Source organism: Sphingomonas bacterium (assembly GCF_028289855.1).
GTDB lineage: Bacteria > Pseudomonadota > Alphaproteobacteria > Sphingomonadales > Sphingomonadaceae > Sphingomonas.
In genome coordinates this window covers 12,467-32,292 of record NZ_JAQGKZ010000013.1, presented here as the reverse complement: position 1 = coordinate 32,292, position 19,826 = coordinate 12,467, and the positions used below count along the sequence as shown (strand labels likewise).

Sequence of the window (19,826 nt, the reverse complement as noted above, 5' to 3'; positions counted from 1 at the left end):
GGGCGGGTTTGAAGGCTCAGCGGTGCGCGGCGAGTGTCGCGACGATCCCGCCCATTTCGAACACCGTGCCCTGCGCATCGAGCGACAGGCCGAGCGCGCTGGCGGCGAGATTGCGCGCGGCGTCGTGGGCGTCGAGCGCGGTGCGGAGCGCCTCGCCGGTACGGACACGCGCCTGGGCCGCGATGAAACGCGGCGCGCGGTCGAGGAACGCCTCGTAGCGGGGCTGCGCAGCCTTGAGCGACAATTTACCGGCCAGCTCTGCCCGCGTCGCGTTGGACGGGTCGCCGCGCGCCAGTTCGCCAAGCGCTTGGTCGAGCCCGGCAATATCGAGCCCCGCCATCGCCAGCGCCTGCGCGGGCGACCCCTGCCCCACCCGGACCAGATCGTCGATCTCGCCCGGCTTTGCGCCCGCATCGACCAGCGCCGCGCGCATGTCGGCATCGTCGAGCGGTTCGAACCGCAGCAATCGGCAGCGCGACCGGATCGTCGGCAGCAAACGCCCCGGCGCATGGCTGACGAGCAGAAACACCGTGCCTGCAGGCGGCTCCTCGAGGTTCTTGAGGAGCGCGTTGGCGCCGTTGCGCTCGAGATCGTCGGCCGAATCGATCACCACAACCCGGCGGTCGGAAAAGGTCGGCTTGACCGAGAAAAACGGTTCGATCGCGCGAACCTGAGTGACAGTGATGCTTCGCGCGAGCCCTTGATCGGGCTTCTTCTCGTCCTTTGGCAACCGTTCGAGCTTCTTGAAGTCGGGATGCGATCCCGCGTCGATCAACTGCTGCGTGCGGTCGCCCGGCGGGATGGCGTAATCGTCCGGCTGCCCCGGCCCCGCGAGGATTCGCCGCGCGGCCAACATCGCGAAGGTCGCCTTCCCAACCCCTTCCGGTCCCGCGAACAGCCAAGCGTGGTGGAGCGATCCGCCGTCGAACGCCGCCGAAAATGCCTGTTTTGCCAACGCGTTACCGATATGCGACGTCATGGCAGCAGGTCGGCGATCTCAGTCAGCAATCCCGCAGCAACGGTATCGGCGTCACCGCTGGCATCGACCAGCCGCACGCGCTCCGGATCGGCCGCGGCGAAGCGGCGGAAGGCAGCGGCGACGTCGTCGTGGAACGCGCGCTCGCGCGCGGCGAAGCGATCCGCCCCCTCTCCATCGCGCGCCGAGGCACGTTCGGCGCCCAGTTCGGGCGGCACTTCGAGCACCAACGTCCGATCGGGGAGCAACCCGCGCGATCCGAAGCCGTGCAGCGCCATTACGGCGGCGTCATCGATCCCGCCGGCGACACCCTGATAGGCGCGCGACGAATCGACGTAGCGGTCGGAAATCACCCAGGTGCCGACGCCGATCGCGGGCTGGATGACCTTCTCGACATGGTCGGCGCGGGCCGCGGCAAACAGCAAGGCCTCCGTATGCGGACTCCAGCGGTTGACCGCGCCTTGCATCAACAAATCGCGGATCGCTTCCGCGCCGTCGCTGCCGCCGGGTTCGCGGGTAACGATGACCTCGATCCCGCGCGCGCGCAACGCATCGGCAAGGCGGCGCACCTGGGTCGATTTGCCGGCGCCTTCGCCGCCTTCGATCGACAGGAACCGCCCTTGCGTCATCGTCAGCCGCCGAACAGCTGCATCAACCCGACCCAGGCGCGCCCGAAGAACCCGGCTTGCCCGACGTCGCTGGCCGCAACCAACGGGAAACGCTGGTCGGTCATCCCTGGCGTCTTGACAATCAGGTCGGCGATATGGTCGCCCGCCTTGATCGGCGCCTTGAGCGGACCGTCATAGACCACGGTGGAGGTCATCACGGGGTTGCTCCCCGACGGTACCGTCACGGCAAGATTGTCGGCGGCGATCAAGCCGACCGTGCTCGACGAGCCGAGTTGCACGTCGGCGGTCGCTACCTGCTTGCCCTTCGACACGATCGGCTTGGCGCTCCACGCGCCGAAGCCCCAGTTCATGAACTTGATCGATTCTTCCTTGCGATGGCCAAAGCTGTCGAGCCCGGCGAGCACCATGATGATACGGCGGCCGTTCTGGATCGCCGATCCGGTGAAACTGTACCCCGCCTCGTCGGTGTGCCCGGTTTTGAGTCCGTCGGCGCCCGCAACATTGCCGAGCAACGGGTCGCGATTTGCCTGATCGATCTTGGAGCCATTCATCCGAACGCCCCATGTAAAGTTCGGCAGCGCATAGTATCGCTTATAAAGGTCGGGAAACTCGCGAATCGTCGCCTGTGCCAGCGTCGCGAGATCGCGTGCGGAGACATAGGTCACGCCGCCGTCCGGCCAACCGTTGGACGTGCCGAAGTGGCTGTTGGTCAGCCCCAGTTTCTTGGCTTCGTCGTTCATCCGATCGGTGAACGCCTGTTCGGTGCCCGAAATCCCCTCGGCGATCACGACGCAGGCGTCGTTGCCCGACAGTGTGACGATACCCTTCAGGAGATTATCGACGCTGACATTCTCGTTGACCGACAGGAACATGCTCGAACCCTGGTTATTCCACTTTTTCCAGGTCTCGGGACGGACGGGGAACTGCTTGTCGGCACTCAATTGCCCCTTCTTGATCATGTCGAACACGACATAGACCGTCATCATCTTGGCCAGCGATGCCGGCGGCATGCGGCGGTCGGCGTCCTTAGAATACAGCACCGCATTGGATGATAGATCGACCATATAGGCGACCGGCGCGGGCGTCTGGAATTCGGGATTTGCGGCGGCGGGAACGGCCATCGCGACGGCGGCGAGCAGAGCGGCAATTTTCTTCATGGGAAACGCAAATCCGTAAACAGAATTAGTCCTCTCGGACGACACGGGCATCGCCATAGCCGCGTGCCGCGGCGGCGTCACGCGCTTGTGCGGCGGATTTTGCATCGGCGAACGGCCCGGTGCGGACTCGCCAGAGGTTTTTGAACGGCGCCGAGTTTCCGCCGAGGCTCCTGGCGAGCGCACTGGCGCGGTCCTCGCTGCTGAATGTGCCGACCTGGACGTAATAGTTGCCCTTAGCCGTCGCCAGTGGCGGCCTTGACGGCGCCACCGCGGGCGGACGCAACGTGACGACGGGCACGGTATCCGGTGTGGTAATAGGAGTCCTTGCCCCGACAATTGGGCGACCGCCGAGTTTTGCGCGAAGGCCGGCGAGCAACGCCGGCGGTGTATCGAGCCGTGGCGATGCCGCTTGTCCGTTCCGCAAAGCGTTTCGATCCGCCGGGTCTGGCGTCACGCGGCGGATCCGCACCGGCTTGCGCCCGGTTACCCCAATCGCCTGCGCCGCCGCCTGCGACAAGTCGATCAGCAGCCCCGGCGTGAACGGTCCGCGATCGTTGATCTGGACCAGAACGGTGCGCCCGGTGTCGAGCGACGTTACCTCGACATACGAACCGATCGGCAGCGTGCGGTGCGCGGCGGTGAACGCCTGGGGGTCGAACGGCGCGCCGGACGCGGTTCGGTTGCCGGCCAACTCGTTGCCGTACCACGTCGCGTAGCCGACTTCATCGTAGCGATCGGGCGATCGGTCGGATGTCGCGCTGGGGCCGTCCGTTGGCGGAGGCCCGTCTTGCGCAGTCGCTTGGCTGGTCAGCACGACGCATGTCGCCAGCGCCAGCCACGCCGCCTTATTGTTCAACCGCATCCGCCAGCAACCCCACACTCAACGCATAGAAATTCGAACAATTGTAATCGAGGATGACGCGGTAATTGCCGGTCAGCAGATAGGCGGTCTGACCCGGCGAATCGGGCTCGATCATCGTCGCCTGGACATTGTCAGCGGGCCACGGCTTGCCCTGAGACAGAACGCCCAGCGCACGCCATTCAGCGATCGTCCGCCACGCACTTTGCCGCGCGAACACGCGGGGACAGCGCGGCGAAATCAGCCGGTTGGTCACACTGCTGCGGTCGAATCCCGCGGGAAGCGACACCGCAAGGCCCCATGGCTGGCCGCGCCGCCAACCGGCCTGGTAGAAATAATTGCCGATCGACGCGAGCGTATCGGCGTCGCTGTTCCAGATATCGGCGCGGCCATCGCCATCGCCGTCGCGCGCGAGGCGCAAATAGACCGACGGCAGGAATTGCGGCCCGCCCATCGCTCCTGCCCAGCTCCCGACCAATTGGCCGCGCGACACGCCGCGATCGACCATCTTCATCATGGCGATCAGTTCGCCTTCGAACAACGCCCGTCGGCGCCCTTCATACGCCAGCGTCGCGATCGCGCGCGGCAGGTCGAAATTGCCCATCACGCGACCGTAATTGGTCTCATGCCCCCAGATTGCGACCATGATCGATTCGGGCACGCCGGTCTGCGCCTCGATCCGCGCCAGATGGCTGCGTTCGGCGAGATATTTGCTCCGCCCCTGCGCGATTCGCGCGGCATCGACATGGCTGCGCAAATACGGGCCGAACGGCGGACTGGCAGTGCTGGTCGGATTGGCCGGGTTACCGCCCGGCTGGGCATGATCGAGGTCGATCACCCGCTGGTTGAAGGTCAGGCCGGCCAGCACCTGGTCGACGCTTGTCGGGCGCACGCCTTGCGCGATGGCACGCGCGCGAACGTCCTGCAGATAGGCCTGGAACCCGGCATCGTCCTGCGCGCGCGCCGCGCTCGCCGACAGCCACGACACGGCGGCCAGCACGATCGCTGCCGCCCAGATAAAGATCAATCCCCGTCCCCGCATCGTGCGACCGTGCCACAGTCGCGCGGTGACGGGAATCCCCCGTCGTCGCACGGCTTGCACAAATCGCCGCCCTTCCCGTAAGCGCTGACACAGCGGAGAGGTGGCCGAGTGGTTTAAGGCAGCGGTCTTGAAAACCGCCGTGGGTGGAAGCCTACCGTGGGTTCGAATCCCACCCTCTCCGCCACCGCGCAGCGCGATCACGATTTAGCGAAGGCTAAATCTGACACGCGCCAGCGCGGCCGGCGTCGCTCCAGCGACGCGGCTTTGCCGCGGCGCGTGCTAGCCGCGTCACCCCGACTTAACCCGCGTCAAGAGCTGATTTACCGCGCCTTAAGCCGCCCCTGCTACGCGAGACTGGAGCGTGGGGCTCGCACCGGGAAACGCGACCGCCTTGGAGCTTTGGGGGCAGCATGCGTAAGAGTCGATTTGCGGCGATCAGTGAGCCTGCCGCACGCGTGCGCGACCTGAGCTACCTCGACATTTTCCTGTTCGACCTGCGGCCGGCGCGACAGCCAGACGACGAACGCATCGCTCACGAACGCATCCGTGCGCTGTCCAATACCGGTCCCTATCTGCTCGCCTCGCACCTGATCTGTGGGATTGTGCTGGTTATCCACGCGGTAAGGACGAATGGCGACAACCCGCTGGCCATTATTCTGCCGCTGGGCGGAGTCGTGGTGCTCGCGGCGCTTTCGACGCTGCTCAACCGCCGCCGTACCAAACAGATGCGACCACACCGCGTCGTCCGGCTGTGGGGCGCTTTCACGATTTCCATCGGTGCGTTGTGGGCAATCGTCATCGGGTTCGGGCTGCCGAGCCCAGGCGACACGGTGCCGCCGGTGATATGCGCCTCCTTGCTCGGCGCATTCTGCCTGACCGTGGCGGCGTTCATCTCAGTGCCCAGCCTGTTGCTGATCAGCTATGCTGCGGCGTTCGGATCGTTCCTGCTCTTCTCGCGCGATCCGCAAATCCTCGGTCTGCTGATTGCGTTCGGCGGGTGCCTGCTCGGCGCCAGCATGTTCGGCGCGCGCGGCGCGCTGATCGCCGCCGGGCGTCAGCTCGCGAACGAATATCAGGCGAAAAAGGCGGCGCGCTTCGTGGCCGAATTCGAGCAAAGCGGCCGCGGCTGGTTTTGGGAAACAGATGCCAATGGCGCGCTGACCTATGTCTCGACTCAGCTTGCCGATGATCTGAAGCGTAACGCGGTCGACTTGATCGGCACGCAATTTGTCGATTTGCTCGGCATGGATGCGGGCAGTGGTGCCGCCGACAGCGAGTGTACGCTGGGCTTCTACTTGTCGGCGCGTGTCCCCTTCGCCGACGCAACGGTCAAGGCCAAGGGTCACGACGATATCTGGTGGTCGCTGTCCGGCACCGCGCATTTCGACGATTACGGGCGTTTTCTGGGCTTTGGCGGCATCGGCACAGATTTGACCGAGCGACGACTGGCCGAAGCCGAAATCAATCGGCTGGCGCGGTACGACGCACTGACCGCCCTCCCCAACCGAACGCTGATGCGTGCCACGCTCGAGGATGCGCTCAAGGCGATCGAGAAACAGAAAAAAGGCTGCGCACTTTACCTGATCGACCTCGACCGCTTCAAGAACGTCAACGACACGCTCGGCCATCCCGTCGGCGATGCGCTGCTCAAACAGGTTGCGGGACGCCTGGCCTCGGTGGTGGGCAAGGACGGGCAAGTAGGCCGGCTCGGCGGCGACGAATTCCAGGCGATTTTCCCTGCGATCGATTCGGAACAATATCTCGGCACGTTGGCCAAGCGGCTGATCGAGCATGTGTCGCAACCCTATCAGATCGACGGTAATACGATCTCGATCGGCGCATCGGTCGGGGTTGCGATCGCGCGTAGCCAATATCAGTGCGCCGACGCGCTCATCCGCGACGCCGACCTCGCATTATACGCCGCGAAGGACGACGGGCGCGGCACGTTCAAGCTCTTCTCACCCGACATGCACAGCGATGCGCAGGAAAAGCAGGGCCTGGAACACGACCTTCGCGGCGCGATCCAGCGCGGCGAGTTGCGGTTGGTCTATCAGCCGGTTGTCAACACCGTGACCGAAGAGGTCGTTGCGTTCGAAGCGCTTGTGCGCTGGGTGCGCTCCAACGGCCAGTCGATCCCGACCGAGCAATTCATCGCGCTGGCGGAGGAATGCGGGCTGATCCTCGCGATCGGGGAATGGGTCTTGCGCACCGCGTGCATGGAGGCCGCGCATTGGCCCGCGCAGGTTCGCATCGCGGTCAACATCTCGCCGATCCAGTTCGCCAGCCCGCATCTCGTCGCGACGGTGATGAGCGCGCTCACGGCCTCGGAACTCGACCCGGGGCGTCTCGAACTCGAAATTACCGAAGGCGTGTTCCTGTCGACCGAAGCCAGTGTCGACGAAACCTTCCGGCGATTGAAGGCGGCGGGCGTCCGCCTGGCGCTCGACGATTTCGGCACCGGTTATTCGAGCCTCGGTTATCTCAAGCGCGCGCCGCTCAACAAGATCAAGATCGATCAGTCGTTCGTCCGCGGCGCCGCCGCCACAGGAAGCACCAGCGAAGCGATCCTGCGGTCGATCATCTCGCTCGCGCAGAGCCTGAAGATGGACACTACGGCGGAGGGCGTCGAGACGCACGACGACTTGAACTTGATCCGCGAACTCGGCTGTTCGCAGGTGCAGGGCTATATCTTCGGCAAGCCGATGGAGGCCGCCGAAGCGCGCACCCTCGCCCGCTCGGTCGAAGCGGTCGCGGCCAAGGGATACGAAAACGCCCGCGCGCCGCGCTACAGCCTGATCCGCACAGCCAACGCGCAGTGGAATGGCATGACCTTCCCCGTGCGTATCCGCAACATCGCGGCCGGCGGGGCGTTGCTCGAATCGACTCGCGACTTGCCCGACGGTTCGCAGATCCAGCTCGATATTCCCGGTTGCTCGATCATGGGCGCCGATGTCCGCTGGTCGCGCGAGGGCAAGGTCGGCATCCGCTTCGAGCGCCCGTTCAACTTGCGCGACCTCGGCCCCGTCCAGCGCGCGCCGGTGCACGACGTGCGCTCGACCGTCGATACGCCACCCCCGGCACAAGCTGCGCAAGCGGGACGTCTCACCCCGGCCGATCTCAACCGGTCGAGTGCTGCCGTGCCTGGACGGCGATAAGCGAATGCTCGGCCATGATCTGCATCAAGACCTACCCCCAATTAATCGGGATGGGAGAATCTGGGGGTAGCAGTCTCATACTAATAACCGCCAGTTTGCGGCATGGCATCAGTCGGTCCCGCAGCGTCATCGACAATCCGCAAGGCTCCATGCCTTGTTCGGGAAGCGATCGAGCCTAATTCCTCGGCGGCGCTGGCCCACACACTACTCGGTCTGCAGTCATTGCGCGCGAAGATGCTGGGCATCCAGCGGATCAACGATTCCGCGTGGAACATGTTGCTCGACCTGTACGTCTGCGGCGCGCAAGGCCCGGGCGTTCCGGTATCGTCACTGGGAATCGCATCGGGCGCCCCGCAATCGACCAGCCTTCGCATGATCAATCAGATCGAGGCACAGGGTTTGGTCTATCTGGAGGATGATCCGCACGATCGCCGGCGCCGAATGGTTCGGCTGACCGACGACGCCCGACATCGCCTGGACGACTATTTGCAGTCGGCGCTCGAGCGTCTTGAGAGTCTATCCGAGCGTGGATTATCGACATCGATGCGATTAGCGCGCGACGTCTAGCAATGCTTCGAACTGGCCGTCTTCCAGCGGCTGATTGAATTGGCAGCCGGCCTGAAAATCGTCGGCCCAGCGCACCGTTGCCGCAATCTGGCCGATTCCGGGCAAGGTTAGCCAGATTACCGCGTCCTTCTTCAGCGCCGAATAGCTGCTGATCCGCGCACCTTCGCGCGACAAATCGGTGACCCGGCACAACGTACGATCGAGACCGCCCCGCCCAAGCTTCGCGTCGAGCGACACCGGCGCGCGGGGACTCTTGCGCCGGCCGAGGATCGCGGTTTCATATTCGGCGCGGATATCGGTCTGCCTGGGCTCCATTGCTGAAAACTAGGCCCGTCATGCCTAACAGCGCGTTAAGAAACGCGAAAACGCCGCGCTCCCGGTTGGAAACGCGGCGTCGATCGGCGCCGATTGGCGCGCAATTACTTCTTGGTGAGGCTGAGCCCGCCGAAACGCTTGTTGAAGCGTGCGACCTGGCCACCCGAATCGAGCATCTGCCCGCGACCGCCGGTCCATGCCGGGTGCGACAGCGGATCGATTTCGAGCGTCATCGTGTCGCCTTCCTTGCCCCAGGTGGAGCGCGTTTCGTACACGGTGCCGTCGGTCATCTGGACCTTGATCGTATGATAATCGGGGTGCGTATCGGCCTTCACGTCAAATTCCTCGGATAAGGCCGCCGGTTTCCGACCGGCAGCGAAGGGCGCGCGCCTAGCAGAGGCCCGCCTTTAGCGCAACACTAGGCGGTCATCGCCACGCACCGGTGCCACCATTTGCGTAGCGCGACGACTGTCCAGACGATCTCGACCACGCCGAACGGCCAGGCGCCTTGCAGGAAGCCGTAGACCGAACTCAGCAAGCTGCCGAGCGCGAACCCCAGCGTCCAGACCGGCGCGCGGCTTTCGACCGTGTAGCAGATCGCGGTGAAGCCGACGGCGCCCAACCCGAAAACGGTCAACGCGTCGATCGTGAAGCCCGGAATGTCAGGCGCTCGGCGGGTCCGCGATCATCGCGGTGAATTCGCACTCGGTCGCGATCTCGCCATTCAGCATCGCCCGGCCCGCAAATTTACAGACACGCGACCGTTTCTGGATGAACTCGACCTCCAAGCGTAGCAAGACGCCCGGTTCGACCGGTTTCCTGAACTTCACGCCGTCGATCGACATGAAATAAACCAACTTGCCCGACCCAGCGAGACCCAGGCTTTCGACCGCGAGCACCCCCGCCGCCTGCGCCAGCGCCTCGACTTGCAGCACGCCGGGCATGATCGGCCTCCCGGGGAAATGTCCCTGGAAGAACTCCTCATTTATCGACACCGCTTTGATCGCGACGATCGACCGGTCGAGAATCAACTCTTCGACGCGGTCGACCAGCAGCATCGGATAACGATGCGGCAGCGCCGCCATCACTCGCTTGATATCGAGCGGGCCGATGGAGGTCACTGCCGTGGTGTCGTCGCTCACCGGGTCTTGCGCGGCGTGGCCGGTGCGGGGGCCGGCGCGGGCGCGGGCGTCGGTGCGGCGGTGCCAGGTGCAGCGGCCGCCTGCGGCATCGGCGTGACGCTGATCGAAGGCAGCTGGGCGTTGATCTGCGCGAGCACGTCGGCCGAGACGTCGACTGAATCGGCATTCGCCAGCGTCGAGTTGCGCGCCATCACGATCGACGCGCCGCGCGCCTTCAGGATTGCCTCGGTAATCGGGCCGAGCTTTTCCAGGATCTGGCGATTGATGTTCGCCTGGATCGACTGGAGCCGCTGCTGAGAGTTGGTCAACTCGGTGTTGGCGTTGTTTTCCTGCGTCTGGAACGCCGTGATGCGGGCCTGCAGCGCGGCGTCGGGCGCCTTGCCGTTAAGCGCATTGATCGCCGTCTGCAGCGGCGCACCGGCCGCCTGCAACTGCGTCCGCAGCGTCTGTGCACGCGCCTGCGCCTGCTGCACCATCGCCTGGAACTGGCCGCCGGCAACCTTGCATGCATTGCATTCGGCGCCGACGCGATCGATGTCGACGATGAGGACGGCCGGAGCCGATTGGGCCAGCGCGACGGCGGGAGCGGCGATCGCGAACGCGGCGATCGCCGCGCCTAAGAGCTTATTATTCATCAGAATTGGGTTCCTACGTTGAAAGTAACAAGTTTGGTGTCGTCGCCCTTCTGGTGGAGCAACGCTTTTGCGATATCGATGCGCAGCGGCCCGAACGGCGAATTCCAGTTTACCCCGAACCCGATCGACAGCCGCGGCCGGGGAGAATCGCCCAGGAAGCGTTCGAGGAACGGCGCGGTGCCGTTGAGCGCGGTGTTGGGCGTGACGCCGTTACACCCGCCATTGCCGTCGGGCAGACCGGCCGGGCACGTGGTCGTCGCGCCGGAGCCATCGGCAGCCGTGTAGCCATAAAGCCGGTTGCCCGAAGCGTCGGTAAGCGGGAGCGGGAGAACCCGGCGACTGCCATCGGCATCGGTCGTGACCGGGAAACAACCCGTGGCCGGCGCTCCGGCCTCATCGCAAGCATAAACGGTCTTTTGCGGTCGCTTGATGCCGAATACCGCGCCGACGTCCATGAAGATCGACGGGCGCAGGCCGAGTTCGCGAATGCCGCCCGACAGTGGCGGTTCGATCTCGAACCGAACGAGATAATAAGCGCGGCCGCCCAGCGCGTCGTCGACAATCTGCGTTTTGTCGGGCTGCAATATCTGCTTGCCGTTGGCATCGTCGATATAGGCGATGCGCTGGACGCGCGGTCCTACGCCGCGAATGTCGAACCCGCGGATTTGCGGCTCGCCCAGATAGAAGCGGTCGGTGATCCGCACCGGATCGATGCCGGCACCGCGGCTCTTTTCCAGCGACTTGATATAGCCGCCTTCGGCATTGACCGAAAAGATGAAGCCCTTGCCCAAATTCCAGTATTTGCTCGCTTCGATGCGCGAGCGGATATAGCGCACGTCGCCGCCCAGCCCGGCAAAGTCCTGGCTGAGCACCACTCGCTGGCCGGCAGTCGGGCGCAAGCCGCCATTGAGGCTGTTATAGACCAGCGAATAGCCGACAAGCGACGTGACGCGATTGCCGATCGCCTCGCACAGATAGCGCCCTGCGATCAGCGGGTCGCACACGCCGTTGGTGAAATAGGTCGTCTTGTCGAGGCCGACCTGATCGTAGGTCAGCCCGTACCGCGCCGACAGCGACCAATATTCGGTCAGCGGTACACCGGCGCGGACCTGGAACCCGGTCGACACCTGCGAATAGGTCGTCTGGCGCTCGCTGCCGAGATAGTTGAACGAATTATAGTCGCGGCGGAAGATATCGATACCCAGCGCGATATTCTTGTCGAACAGATACGGGTCGGTGAACCCAAGCGACACCGATTTCGAATAGACCGAATAATCGACGTTAGCGCGCAACTCCTGGCCCTTGCCGCGGAAATTGCGCTGCGTGATCCCGGCCTGAATGATGAACCGTTCGAGGCTCGAATAGCCCGCCGACAGCGACAGCTCGCCGGTCGGCTTTTCCTCGACATTCGCGGTCAGCACGACACGATCGGGCGCCGATCCCGGATCCTGCTTGATCTCGAACTTTTCCTGGAAAAAACCGAGGCTGTTGATGCGGTCCTGCGAGCGCTTGACCTGGAAGCTGTTGAACGCGTCGCCCTCCGACAGGCGGATTTCGCGGCGGAGCACCTTGTCCTGCGTGTTGCGATTGCCGGTCACGTCGATACGCTCGACATAGGTGCGCTTGGCTTCGGCGATATGGAAATTGACCCCCATCGTCAGGGTTTCGGCATCGCGCTGATAGTCCGGGCTGACGTCGGTGAAGGCGTAACCGAACAGGCCTGCGGTCTCGTTCAGCGACGTGACCGAATCCTCGACCTTCTTGGCGTCGAACCATTCGCCCTTCTTGACCTGCAGGGTCTGGGCCAGCTTCGTGTTGTCGAAATCGCGAATGTCGCTGTCGACCGTGACGTTACCGAACTTATAGCGCGGTCCTTCCTCCACCACGTACGTGATGATGAAGTCCTTCTTGTCCGGGGTCAGTTCGGCGACCGCCGAGGTGACGCGGAAATCGGCATAGCCCTGAGTCAGATAGAATTGGCGCAGCTTCTGCTGGTCGTACGCCAGCCGATCCTGATCGTACGAGGTGGCGGACGAAAAGAAGCGGAAGAAGCGGGCCTGCTTGGTCACCATCTGGCCGCGCAATTTATCGTCCGAAAAGACGTTGTTGCCGATGATGTTGATCGCGCGAACCGCGCTCTTGGGCCCTTCGTCGATCTCGAACACGACATCGACGCGGTTTTGGTCGAGGCTGACCATCTTCGGCTCGATCCGAGCGGCGAACCGGCCCTGGCGGCGATACAGTTCGATGATCCGCGCGACGTCCTGGCGCACCGCGGTGCGGGTAAAGATCTGGCGCGGCGCCAGCTTGATTTCCTTGGTGATCTTGTCCGACTTCAGGGTCTTGTTACCCTCTAGCAAGACCCGGTTGATGATCGGATTCTCGCGAACACGGATGGTGATCTCGCCGGTCTCGACGCCGGCGATCGACACGTCGGCGAACAGATCGCTGGCGAGCAAATCGCGCAGCGCCTGGTCGAGCGTCTCGTTGGTATAGGCCTGGCCGCTGCGCAGCTTGGTGTAGGACAGCACGGTCTCGGGCTCGATCCGCTGCGATCCCTCGACTCGGAGCGAGCGGATGACTCGCGTTGGCGCGACGGCGGGCGAGACCGGAGCGGCAGCAGGCGTCGCGGCAGGCCCCGGCGCGGTCTGCGCATTGGCGACGGAAACGCCCGACAGCATCGTCCCCGCGAGCAGAATAGTCGCGACGCGCGTCCCGAACTTCGTAACCTTGATAAGCTTCACCATTCCACCCCAGCAGGAGACATTTGCCGTCGCGTAAAAACAGGCGCGCCCGCCCTGCCCTAACCGTGTCAGCCGATCAACCCGGCGAGATGCTTCCACACCCCGACCGCACTCAAATCGTTGAACGTCACGACCACGAACAACAGCAGGATCGCAGCCAATCCGCCGCGAAACGCCCATTCCTGGATTTCCGGAGTCACCGGACGCCGCCGTATCGCCTCGATCGCATAGAACAGCAAATGCCCTCCATCGAGCATGGGGACTGGCAACAAGTTGATGAACCCCAAATTAATCGAGATGAAGACGGCGAGACTGACGAACGAAATCCAGCCGAGGCTGAGCTGTTCGCCGGAGATTTTCGCCATCCGCACGACGCCCGACATGTCCTTGACAGAGCGTTGGCCGGTGAGGAGCTGACCGAGCGTCGTGCCCGTCACGCCGATGATATCGCCGACACCGCGCAACGCGACGCCCGGTGCTTCAAGCACGCCGACCGGAGCAAAGGTGATCGCTCCAGGCCCCACGCCCAATAGTCCCTTTTCCTGCACGTTGCCGAACTTGTCGGGGGTGCGGTCGGTGCCGATAACCACGTCGCGCGACATCTTCTGTCCGCGACGATCGAAATCCACCCGGACGTTCTGCCCGGCACGGATCGCGATGAAGAATACCATATCCTCGAACTTGCCCACCTCCCGCCCGTTGAGCGCGGTGATGCGGTCTCCGGGCTGCAGGCCAGCCGCCGCGGCGGCGCTCTTGGGCTCGACCGACCCGATCTGGGTCGTGGTAGTGCTCTGGCCGTAAACGAGCACGAATCCGAAGATGATCAGGAACGCGAGCAAGAAGTTCGCGAATGGCCCGGCGAGCACGACCAGCGCGCGCTTCCACACCGCCTTCGACTGGAAAGTCTTCGCACGTTCAGCCGCCGGGAGCGCCAGCCAGGCGGGATCGCTCAAGCCCGCGGGACTCATGTCGCCAGCGAATTTGACGTAGCCGCCCAGCGGCAGGGCACTAACCTTCCACCGCGTCCCGCGCTTGTCGGTCCAGCCGGCCACCTCGCGCCCGAACCCGATAGAGAATACGTCTGCCTTGATGCCGAACCAGCGCCCGACGAAATAATGGCCGAGCTCGTGGAAGAACACGAGCGGCCCCAGCATCAGCATGAAAGCGGCGATGGTCAGGATAAGGCCGGGACTTTGCATCAATTCACGCCATCCTTCACACGACCGTTCTTCACGCTGGCATCGGCGATGCTACGCGCTTCGCTATCCACGGCCAATACATCATCCAGCGTCCGGGGCGCCGGCGGATCGTAGCGGTCCAGCGTATCGGCGACGATTGCGGCAATTTCGAGGAACCCGATCCGGCCGCCCAGAAATGCCGCGACCGCGATCTCGTTCGCCGCATTGAGGATCGCGGGGCGGGCGCCGCCGGCGTCGAGCGCACGCCGCGCCAGTCCCAGCGCGGGAAAGCGAGTCTCGTCGGGCGCCTCGAAATCGAGCCGCCCGATCGCTACCAGGTCGAGCGGCGCCATCGGGGTGACCATACGGTCGGGCCACGCAAGACAATGCGCGATCGGCACACGCATGTCGGGTGGCCCTAACTGCGCCAGCGTCGATCCGTCGATATATTCGACCATCGAATGGATCACCGATTGCGGGTGGATAACGATTTCCATTCGCGCCGGATCGACCGGGAATAGTCGCGCCGCCTCGATCAATTCGAGTCCCTTGTTCATCAGCGTCGCCGAATCGACCGATATCTTGGCGCCCATCGACCAATTAGGGTGGGCTACCGCCTGCTCCGGCGTCACGCCGCGCATCCGGTCGAGGCTCCAGCCGCGAAACGGTCCGCCACTCGCGGTCAGAATGATGCGGCGGACGCGGTCGACCTGATCGGGCGCCAGGCACTGGAAGATCGCATTGTGCTCCGAATCGGCGGGCAACAGCGTCGCGCCGTGCGCCTTCGCCGCGGCGAGGATGACCTCGCCGGCCGACACCAATGGCTCCTTGTTGGCAAGCACGACCGTGCCACCTTGCTCGATGGCCGCCATCACGGGTCTGAGCCCAGCGCAGCCGACAATTGCCGCCATCGTCAAGTCGGCGCCACTGCGTGCGGTGTCGCACACCGCGTCCTGGCCACCGGCCGCAACGACGTTGGTGCCGCGTAGTGCGTATTGCAGCGCCAGCAGGCAGCTTTGATCAGCGACGACCGCCAGCTCCGCTTGCGTCCGAATCGCCGCCGCCGCCAGTCCTTCGACATCGCAATTGGCGGTCAGCGCCTTGACCCGGAAATCGCCAGGCGACCGCTCGATCAAGTCTAGCGTCGACGTCCCGACCGACCCGGTCGCCCCGAGAATGGTGACGGTCTTCAAAATGTCACCAGCTTGGGCAACACGACGACCAGCAGCGCTGCTACCGGCGCGACCGGCACCAGCCCGTCGAGCCGATCGAGCACGCCGCCGTGTCCGGGGAGCAAGGTGCCGCTGTCCTTCGCCCCCGCGCGCCGCTTCAGCCAGCTCTCGAACAGGTCGCCACCCTGCGCCAGTACCGCCAGAAACGGTGTCGCCAGAACCGCGGCTTTGCCGAGCCCCGCGCCATAATGCATCGCCACCGCGAACAGGGCCGCCGCCGCCATCCCGCCGATCAGCCCGGCCCAGGTCTTGTTGGGACTAACCCGCGGCGCCAGCTTGGGGCCGCCGATGAACCGCCCGGCGAAATACGCGCCGATGTCGCACATCCACACCAACGCGAGCGTCCACAGCGTATAGACCAGCCCGATGTCCTTTTGCTGGCGGATCAGCAGCAACGCCAAGACCGGGATCGCGACATAGACGATCCCCCCGGCAAGCCACGACGAGCGGGTCGTCGCGCCGACGAAGAAGAACCCCGCGCCGATAAGTCCGAGCGCAAGAAATCCTGGCCCGGCGCCGAGTCCCGGCGCCATGATCGCGAGTGGCACCACCAGCGCGTACAGCGCCATGCGCTTGGTGTTTGCCGTCGCGCCGACCAGATCGGACCATTCGGCCATCATCACCATGCCGAGCACGATCATGATGAGCCAGAACGCCAGCCCGCCGAACGCGATCGCCGCCAGCGCCACCGCGATCAGCCCGGCGGCGGTCACGATACGTGTCATCAGCTCGGGCGGACGCTTTTGCGCCAAAGGATCGCTCACAGGCCTCCGAAGCGGCGTTGGCGCCGCCCGAACGCGGCGACCGCTTCTTGCAACGTGTCGGCATCGAAGTCGGGCCACAGCGTGTCCACAAACAACAATTCGGCATAGGCGGCCTGCCACAACAGGAAATTCGACAGCCGCTGCTCGCCCGAGGTACGGATGAGCAGGTCGAGCGGCGGGAGATCGTGCGTTTCGAGCAGGCCATCGATCGCATCGGCATCAATCGCCTCGACCGTCATTTCGCCATCCTGCACGCGCCGCGCGAGCTCTTGTGCGGCGCGCGCGAGTTCGGCCTGCGAGCCATAATTGAGCGCAATCACGAGGAGCGGACCGGTGTTCGCGGACGTCCGCGCCGTCGCGTCGTCGATCATCGCTACGGTGTCGCCCGAAAAGCGCCGGTAATCGCCGATCACCCGCAGCCGGACATTCTCGCTGACTAACTCGGCCAGGTCGCTTTTGATGAAGTGGCGCAGCAAACCCATCAGGTCGCCGATTTCCTCTTCGGGCCGCCGCCAGTTCTCCGACGAAAAAGCGTAGAGCGTCAGCGCCTCGATCCCCATCGCGCGCGCGGCACGCGTGACCGTGCGGACCGCCTCGACACCCTTCCGATGCCCGGCGAGCCGCGGCAGATGGCGCTTCTTCGCCCAACGCCCGTTGCCGTCCATGATGATCGCGACATGGCGTGGCAGTGCGGCTGCCGCGACGGCCTGCGCCGTGTCGCTGGCAGCCATGGGCTTCACTGGCCCAGGATTTCCTTTTCCTTGGCGTGCGCCGCGGCGTCGATGTCGGCGATCGTCTTGTCGGTCAGCTTCTGGACCTCGGTCTCGAGCCGCTTGCGCTCGTCCTCGCCGAACATCCCCTTCTTTTCGTCCGCCTTGAGCGAATCCATCCCGTCGCGGCGCACGTTGCGCGCGGCGATCCGCGCGTCTTCGGCATATTTGCCGGCGAGCTTGGCGAGTTCCTTGCGGCGTTCTTCGGTCAGATCGGGGATCGGCAGCCGCAAAACGTTGCCGTCGTTGATCGGATTGAGCCCGAGGCCAGCCGAGCGGATCGCCTTTTCGACGGGCCCGACATTCTGCTTGTCCCAAACCTGCACCGACAGCATCCGCGGTTCAGGCGCCGACACGGTCGCGACCTGGTTGAGCGGCATGTGCGACCCGTACACCTCCACCGTCACCGGATCGAGCAGCCCGGTCGAGGCGCGGCCCGTCCGCAGCCCGGCGAGATCGTGCTTCAGCGCCTCGGTCGCGCCCGCCATGCGGCGCTCCAGATCGGCCTTGTCGTAAGCGGCCATGGCGGCTCTCCTTTTTATGCGTTCGTAACGACGGTCGAGACGCCCTCACCGCGCAATACCGAGGCGAGATTGCCCGGCTCGCGGATGTTGAACACCACGATCGGAATATTGTTGTCGCGGCACAAAGCGATCGCGCTGGCGTCCATCACCTTCAGATTATCCGCGAGCACCGTGTCGTAACTGACGGTATCGTAACGTTTCGCCGACGGGTCTTTCTTCGGATCGGCGTTATAGACGCCATCGACCGAGGTGCCCTTGAACAAAGCGTCGCACTTCATTTCCGCGGCGCGCAAGGCGGCGCCGCTGTCGGTGGTGAAGAACGGCGAGCCGACTCCGGCGGCGAAAATAACGATGCGGCCTTTTTCGAGGTGCCGTTCGGCGCGGCGGCGGATGAACGGCTCGCATACCGCGGCCATCGGGATGGCCGACTGGACGCGCGTTTCGACGCCGATCTGTTCGAGCGCGTTCTGCACCGCCAGCGCGTTCATCACGGTCGCCAGCATGCCCATATAATCCGCCGTTGCGCGCTCGAACCCCTTCGCCGCCGCCGACAAGCCCCGGAAGATGTTGCCTCCCCCGACCACCACACACAATTCGTGTCCGGCATTCTTGGCGTCCCTGATCTCGCCGGCGACGCGCGCGGTCACCGCGGGGTCGATCGACAGACCGCCGCCCTGCTCACTGGCGCCCATCAGGACTTCGCCCGACAGTTTCAGGAGGATGCGTTTGTAGGAAGGGCTGGTCATCGTTTCTCGGCGGTTGGGAGCGGCGCGGACCTTAGGCGGGCGAGCATTGCCGCACAACACTAACCGTCACCCCGGGCTGGTGCCGGGGTCCGCAGCGCGGCAGGCGGCAGCGCCAGTGGATAAGCGGATCCCGGGACAAGCCCGGGATGACGAAGAAAAAGGGGAGCGAGTTACCCCGCTCCCCTTCCTGTGTGCTTACGCTGGCTGCGGCACGCCCGAGGCGGCGGCGACTTCGGCGGCGAAGTCGCTCTCTTCCTTCTCGATGCCTTCGCCAAGCTGGAAGCGGACATAATCCACCAGCTTGATCTCAGCGCCCGCTTCCTTGGCGGCGTTGGCCACCACGGTCGCGATCGGGGTCTTGCCGTCCATCACGAACAGCTGGCTGACCAAAGCGTTTTCCTTGCGGTACTTGGCGATGCCGCCCTCGACCATCTTGGCGATGATGTCGGCGGGCTTGCCGCTCTCGGCCGCCTTTTCGGTCGCGATCGCGCGCTCGCGCTCGATCAGCGCCTGGTCGAGCCCGCTTTCGTCCAGCGCCAGCGGGAACGCCGCGGCGATGTGCATCGCGAGCTGCTTGCCCAGCGCATTCAACGCCTCCACCGGTGCCGCGCTCTCCAGCGCCACCAGCACACCGATCTTGCCGAGCCCGGGAACCGCCTGGTTGTGGACGTAAGGCACGATCGCGCCCTGGCTCACTTCCAGCCGCTTGGCGCGGCGGATCGCCTGATTCTCGCCGATCGTGGCGATGTTGTTGGTCAGCACCTCTTCGACCGTCTTGGCGCCCAGCGGAGCGGCCTTGATCGTGTCGAGATCGTCGCCCAGTTCGAGCGCGACCATCGTCACGTCGCGGACGAAACCCTGGAACTGATCGTTCTTGGCGACGAAATCGGTTTCGGAATTCACCTCGACCGCAGCGCCGCGCGTGCCGCTGACCGCGACGCCGACCAGACCCTCGGCCGCGGTACGGCTCGACTTTTTGGCGGCGGCCGCGAGACCCTTGGTGCGCAGCCAGTCCATCGCGGCGTCCATGTCGCCGGCGGTCTCGTTCAGCGCTTTCTTGCAATCCATCATGCCCGCGCCGCTTTTCTCGCGCAGGTCCTTGACCATCGCTGCCGTGATATCGGCCATTTTTCCTATCCTCTATGTAGTCCGTTCGCCCTGAGCTTGTCGAAGGGCGTGTGCACGTGCTTCGACAAGCTCAGCACGAACGGCGGTTGGAGGCTCCCGCTAGAGAGCCTCCATGACAGTTACGCGTCGAGCTGGCGCTCGGCTTCGGCTTCCAGCTCGGCGGTGGCCGGCGTATCCTCGGCAGGCGCCGGATCGGTGCCCACCGCTTCGTCGGCGGTCGCTTCGGGTTCGGCCTTGGCCTTCTTCGCCTTCTTGGCGGGAGC

The 19,826-nt window shown here is 64.6% G+C and carries 20 protein-coding genes and 1 tRNA gene; 3 read left to right on the top strand and 18 right to left on the bottom strand.

The features are described 5' to 3' along the window. Nucleotides 1–16: 16 nt before the first annotated feature. From JWM94_RS00870 to JWM94_RS00850, 5 genes are read right to left on the bottom strand one after another with little or no spacing between them, the layout of a single operon-like run. Entirely contained in the window at nucleotides 17–979 is a 963-nt protein-coding gene (locus JWM94_RS00870) for a DNA polymerase III subunit delta' (RefSeq protein WP_299419853.1), read from the bottom strand. Then, nucleotides 976–1,605 (bottom strand): dTMP kinase, encoded by a 630-nt coding sequence (gene tmk / locus JWM94_RS00865; RefSeq protein WP_299419850.1) that lies wholly within the window; start codon nucleotides 1,603–1,605, stop codon nucleotides 976–978. Before tmk ends, JWM94_RS00870 begins: the two co-directional genes overlap by 4 nt. A 2-nt stretch (nucleotides 1,606–1,607) precedes the next feature. Further along, nucleotides 1,608–2,762 (bottom strand): D-alanyl-D-alanine carboxypeptidase family protein, encoded by a 1,155-nt coding sequence (locus tag JWM94_RS00860; protein ID WP_299419845.1) that lies wholly within the window; start codon nucleotides 2,760–2,762, stop codon nucleotides 1,608–1,610. 25 nt (nucleotides 2,763–2,787) lie between these two features. Further along, nucleotides 2,788–3,624, bottom strand: coding sequence for a septal ring lytic transglycosylase RlpA family protein (locus JWM94_RS00855; protein ID WP_299419841.1), 837 nt, complete (start codon nucleotides 3,622–3,624; stop codon nucleotides 2,788–2,790). Then, nucleotides 3,608–4,639: a lytic transglycosylase domain-containing protein gene (locus tag JWM94_RS00850; RefSeq protein ID WP_299419893.1), complete on the bottom strand. Its 1,032-nt coding sequence runs from the start codon at nucleotides 4,637–4,639 to the stop codon at nucleotides 3,608–3,610. The genes JWM94_RS00855 and JWM94_RS00850 overlap by 17 nt, the downstream gene beginning before the upstream one ends. Nucleotides 4,640–4,757: 118 nt before the next feature. Here JWM94_RS00850 and JWM94_RS00845 point away from each other — a divergent pair. The 3 genes from JWM94_RS00845 to JWM94_RS00835 all read left to right on the top strand — a co-directional run bounded on the left by JWM94_RS00845 (nucleotide 4,758) and on the right by JWM94_RS00835 (nucleotide 8,385). Beyond that, nucleotides 4,758–4,847: transfer RNA gene (locus tag JWM94_RS00845), tRNA-Ser, on the top strand. Between the two features lie 226 nt (nucleotides 4,848–5,073). After that, the gene (locus JWM94_RS00840; RefSeq protein ID WP_299419838.1) at nucleotides 5,074–7,818 is read left to right on the top strand and encodes an EAL domain-containing protein; all 2,745 of its coding nucleotides are present in this window, start codon (nucleotides 5,074–5,076) and stop codon (nucleotides 7,816–7,818) included. Between the two features lie 234 nt (nucleotides 7,819–8,052). Continuing rightward, nucleotides 8,053–8,385 carry a winged helix DNA-binding protein gene (locus tag JWM94_RS00835; protein WP_299419836.1) on the top strand — a complete coding sequence of 111 codons (333 nt, stop codon included), beginning with the start codon at nucleotides 8,053–8,055 and terminating at the stop codon, nucleotides 8,383–8,385. On the opposite strand, the gene JWM94_RS00830 is transcribed toward JWM94_RS00835, so the two are convergent. The 13 genes from JWM94_RS00830 to tsf all read right to left on the bottom strand — a co-directional run bounded on the left by JWM94_RS00830 (nucleotide 8,368) and on the right by tsf (nucleotide 19,563). Continuing rightward, nucleotides 8,368–8,700: a PilZ domain-containing protein gene (locus JWM94_RS00830; RefSeq protein WP_299419833.1), complete on the bottom strand. Its 333-nt coding sequence runs from the start codon at nucleotides 8,698–8,700 to the stop codon at nucleotides 8,368–8,370. The genes JWM94_RS00835 and JWM94_RS00830 overlap by 18 nt on opposite strands. 104 nt (nucleotides 8,701–8,804) lie before the next feature. Next, the gene (rpmE, locus tag JWM94_RS00825) at nucleotides 8,805–9,035 is read right to left on the bottom strand and encodes a 50S ribosomal protein L31 (protein ID WP_299419831.1); all 231 of its coding nucleotides are present in this window, start codon (nucleotides 9,033–9,035) and stop codon (nucleotides 8,805–8,807) included. Between the two features lie 83 nt (nucleotides 9,036–9,118). Further along, entirely contained in the window at nucleotides 9,119–9,337 is a 219-nt protein-coding gene (locus tag JWM94_RS00820; RefSeq protein ID WP_367185835.1) for a hypothetical protein, read from the bottom strand. 25 nt (nucleotides 9,338–9,362) lie between these two features. After that, entirely contained in the window at nucleotides 9,363–9,842 is a 480-nt protein-coding gene (fabZ, locus tag JWM94_RS00815) for a 3-hydroxyacyl-ACP dehydratase FabZ (RefSeq protein WP_299419829.1), read from the bottom strand. After that, nucleotides 9,839–10,477, bottom strand: coding sequence for an OmpH family outer membrane protein (locus JWM94_RS00810; protein WP_299419827.1), 639 nt, complete (start codon nucleotides 10,475–10,477; stop codon nucleotides 9,839–9,841). Before JWM94_RS00810 ends, fabZ begins: the two co-directional genes overlap by 4 nt. Further along, nucleotides 10,477–13,224, bottom strand: coding sequence for an outer membrane protein assembly factor BamA (gene bamA / locus JWM94_RS00805; RefSeq protein ID WP_299419824.1), 2,748 nt, complete (start codon nucleotides 13,222–13,224; stop codon nucleotides 10,477–10,479). Before bamA ends, JWM94_RS00810 begins: the two co-directional genes overlap by 1 nt. 65 nt (nucleotides 13,225–13,289) lie before the next feature. Beyond that, nucleotides 13,290–14,423: an RIP metalloprotease RseP gene (rseP, locus tag JWM94_RS00800; protein WP_299419822.1), complete on the bottom strand. Its 1,134-nt coding sequence runs from the start codon at nucleotides 14,421–14,423 to the stop codon at nucleotides 13,290–13,292. Then, complete coding sequence (locus tag JWM94_RS00795) at nucleotides 14,420–15,592, bottom strand: 1-deoxy-D-xylulose-5-phosphate reductoisomerase (RefSeq protein ID WP_299419819.1); 1,173 nt, start codon at nucleotides 15,590–15,592, stop codon at nucleotides 14,420–14,422. Before JWM94_RS00795 ends, rseP begins: the two co-directional genes overlap by 4 nt. Next, nucleotides 15,589–16,356, bottom strand: coding sequence for a phosphatidate cytidylyltransferase (locus tag JWM94_RS00790; protein WP_299419816.1), 768 nt, complete (start codon nucleotides 16,354–16,356; stop codon nucleotides 15,589–15,591). Before JWM94_RS00790 ends, JWM94_RS00795 begins: the two co-directional genes overlap by 4 nt. 35 nt (nucleotides 16,357–16,391) lie before the next feature. After that, the gene (locus tag JWM94_RS00785; protein ID WP_299419886.1) at nucleotides 16,392–17,126 is read right to left on the bottom strand and encodes an isoprenyl transferase; all 735 of its coding nucleotides are present in this window, start codon (nucleotides 17,124–17,126) and stop codon (nucleotides 16,392–16,394) included. Nucleotides 17,127–17,131: 5 nt separating this feature from the next. Next, nucleotides 17,132–17,689, bottom strand: coding sequence for a ribosome recycling factor (frr, locus tag JWM94_RS00780; protein ID WP_299419813.1), 558 nt, complete (start codon nucleotides 17,687–17,689; stop codon nucleotides 17,132–17,134). 14 nt (nucleotides 17,690–17,703) lie between these two features. Beyond that, nucleotides 17,704–18,435, bottom strand: a complete 732-nt coding sequence (gene pyrH, locus JWM94_RS00775; RefSeq protein WP_299419808.1) for a UMP kinase — start codon at nucleotides 18,433–18,435, stop codon at nucleotides 17,704–17,706. A 195-nt stretch (nucleotides 18,436–18,630) separates the two neighbouring features. Then, nucleotides 18,631–19,563: a translation elongation factor Ts gene (gene tsf / locus JWM94_RS00770; protein ID WP_299419803.1), complete on the bottom strand. Its 933-nt coding sequence runs from the start codon at nucleotides 19,561–19,563 to the stop codon at nucleotides 18,631–18,633. Nucleotides 19,564–19,826: the final 263 nt, after the last annotated feature.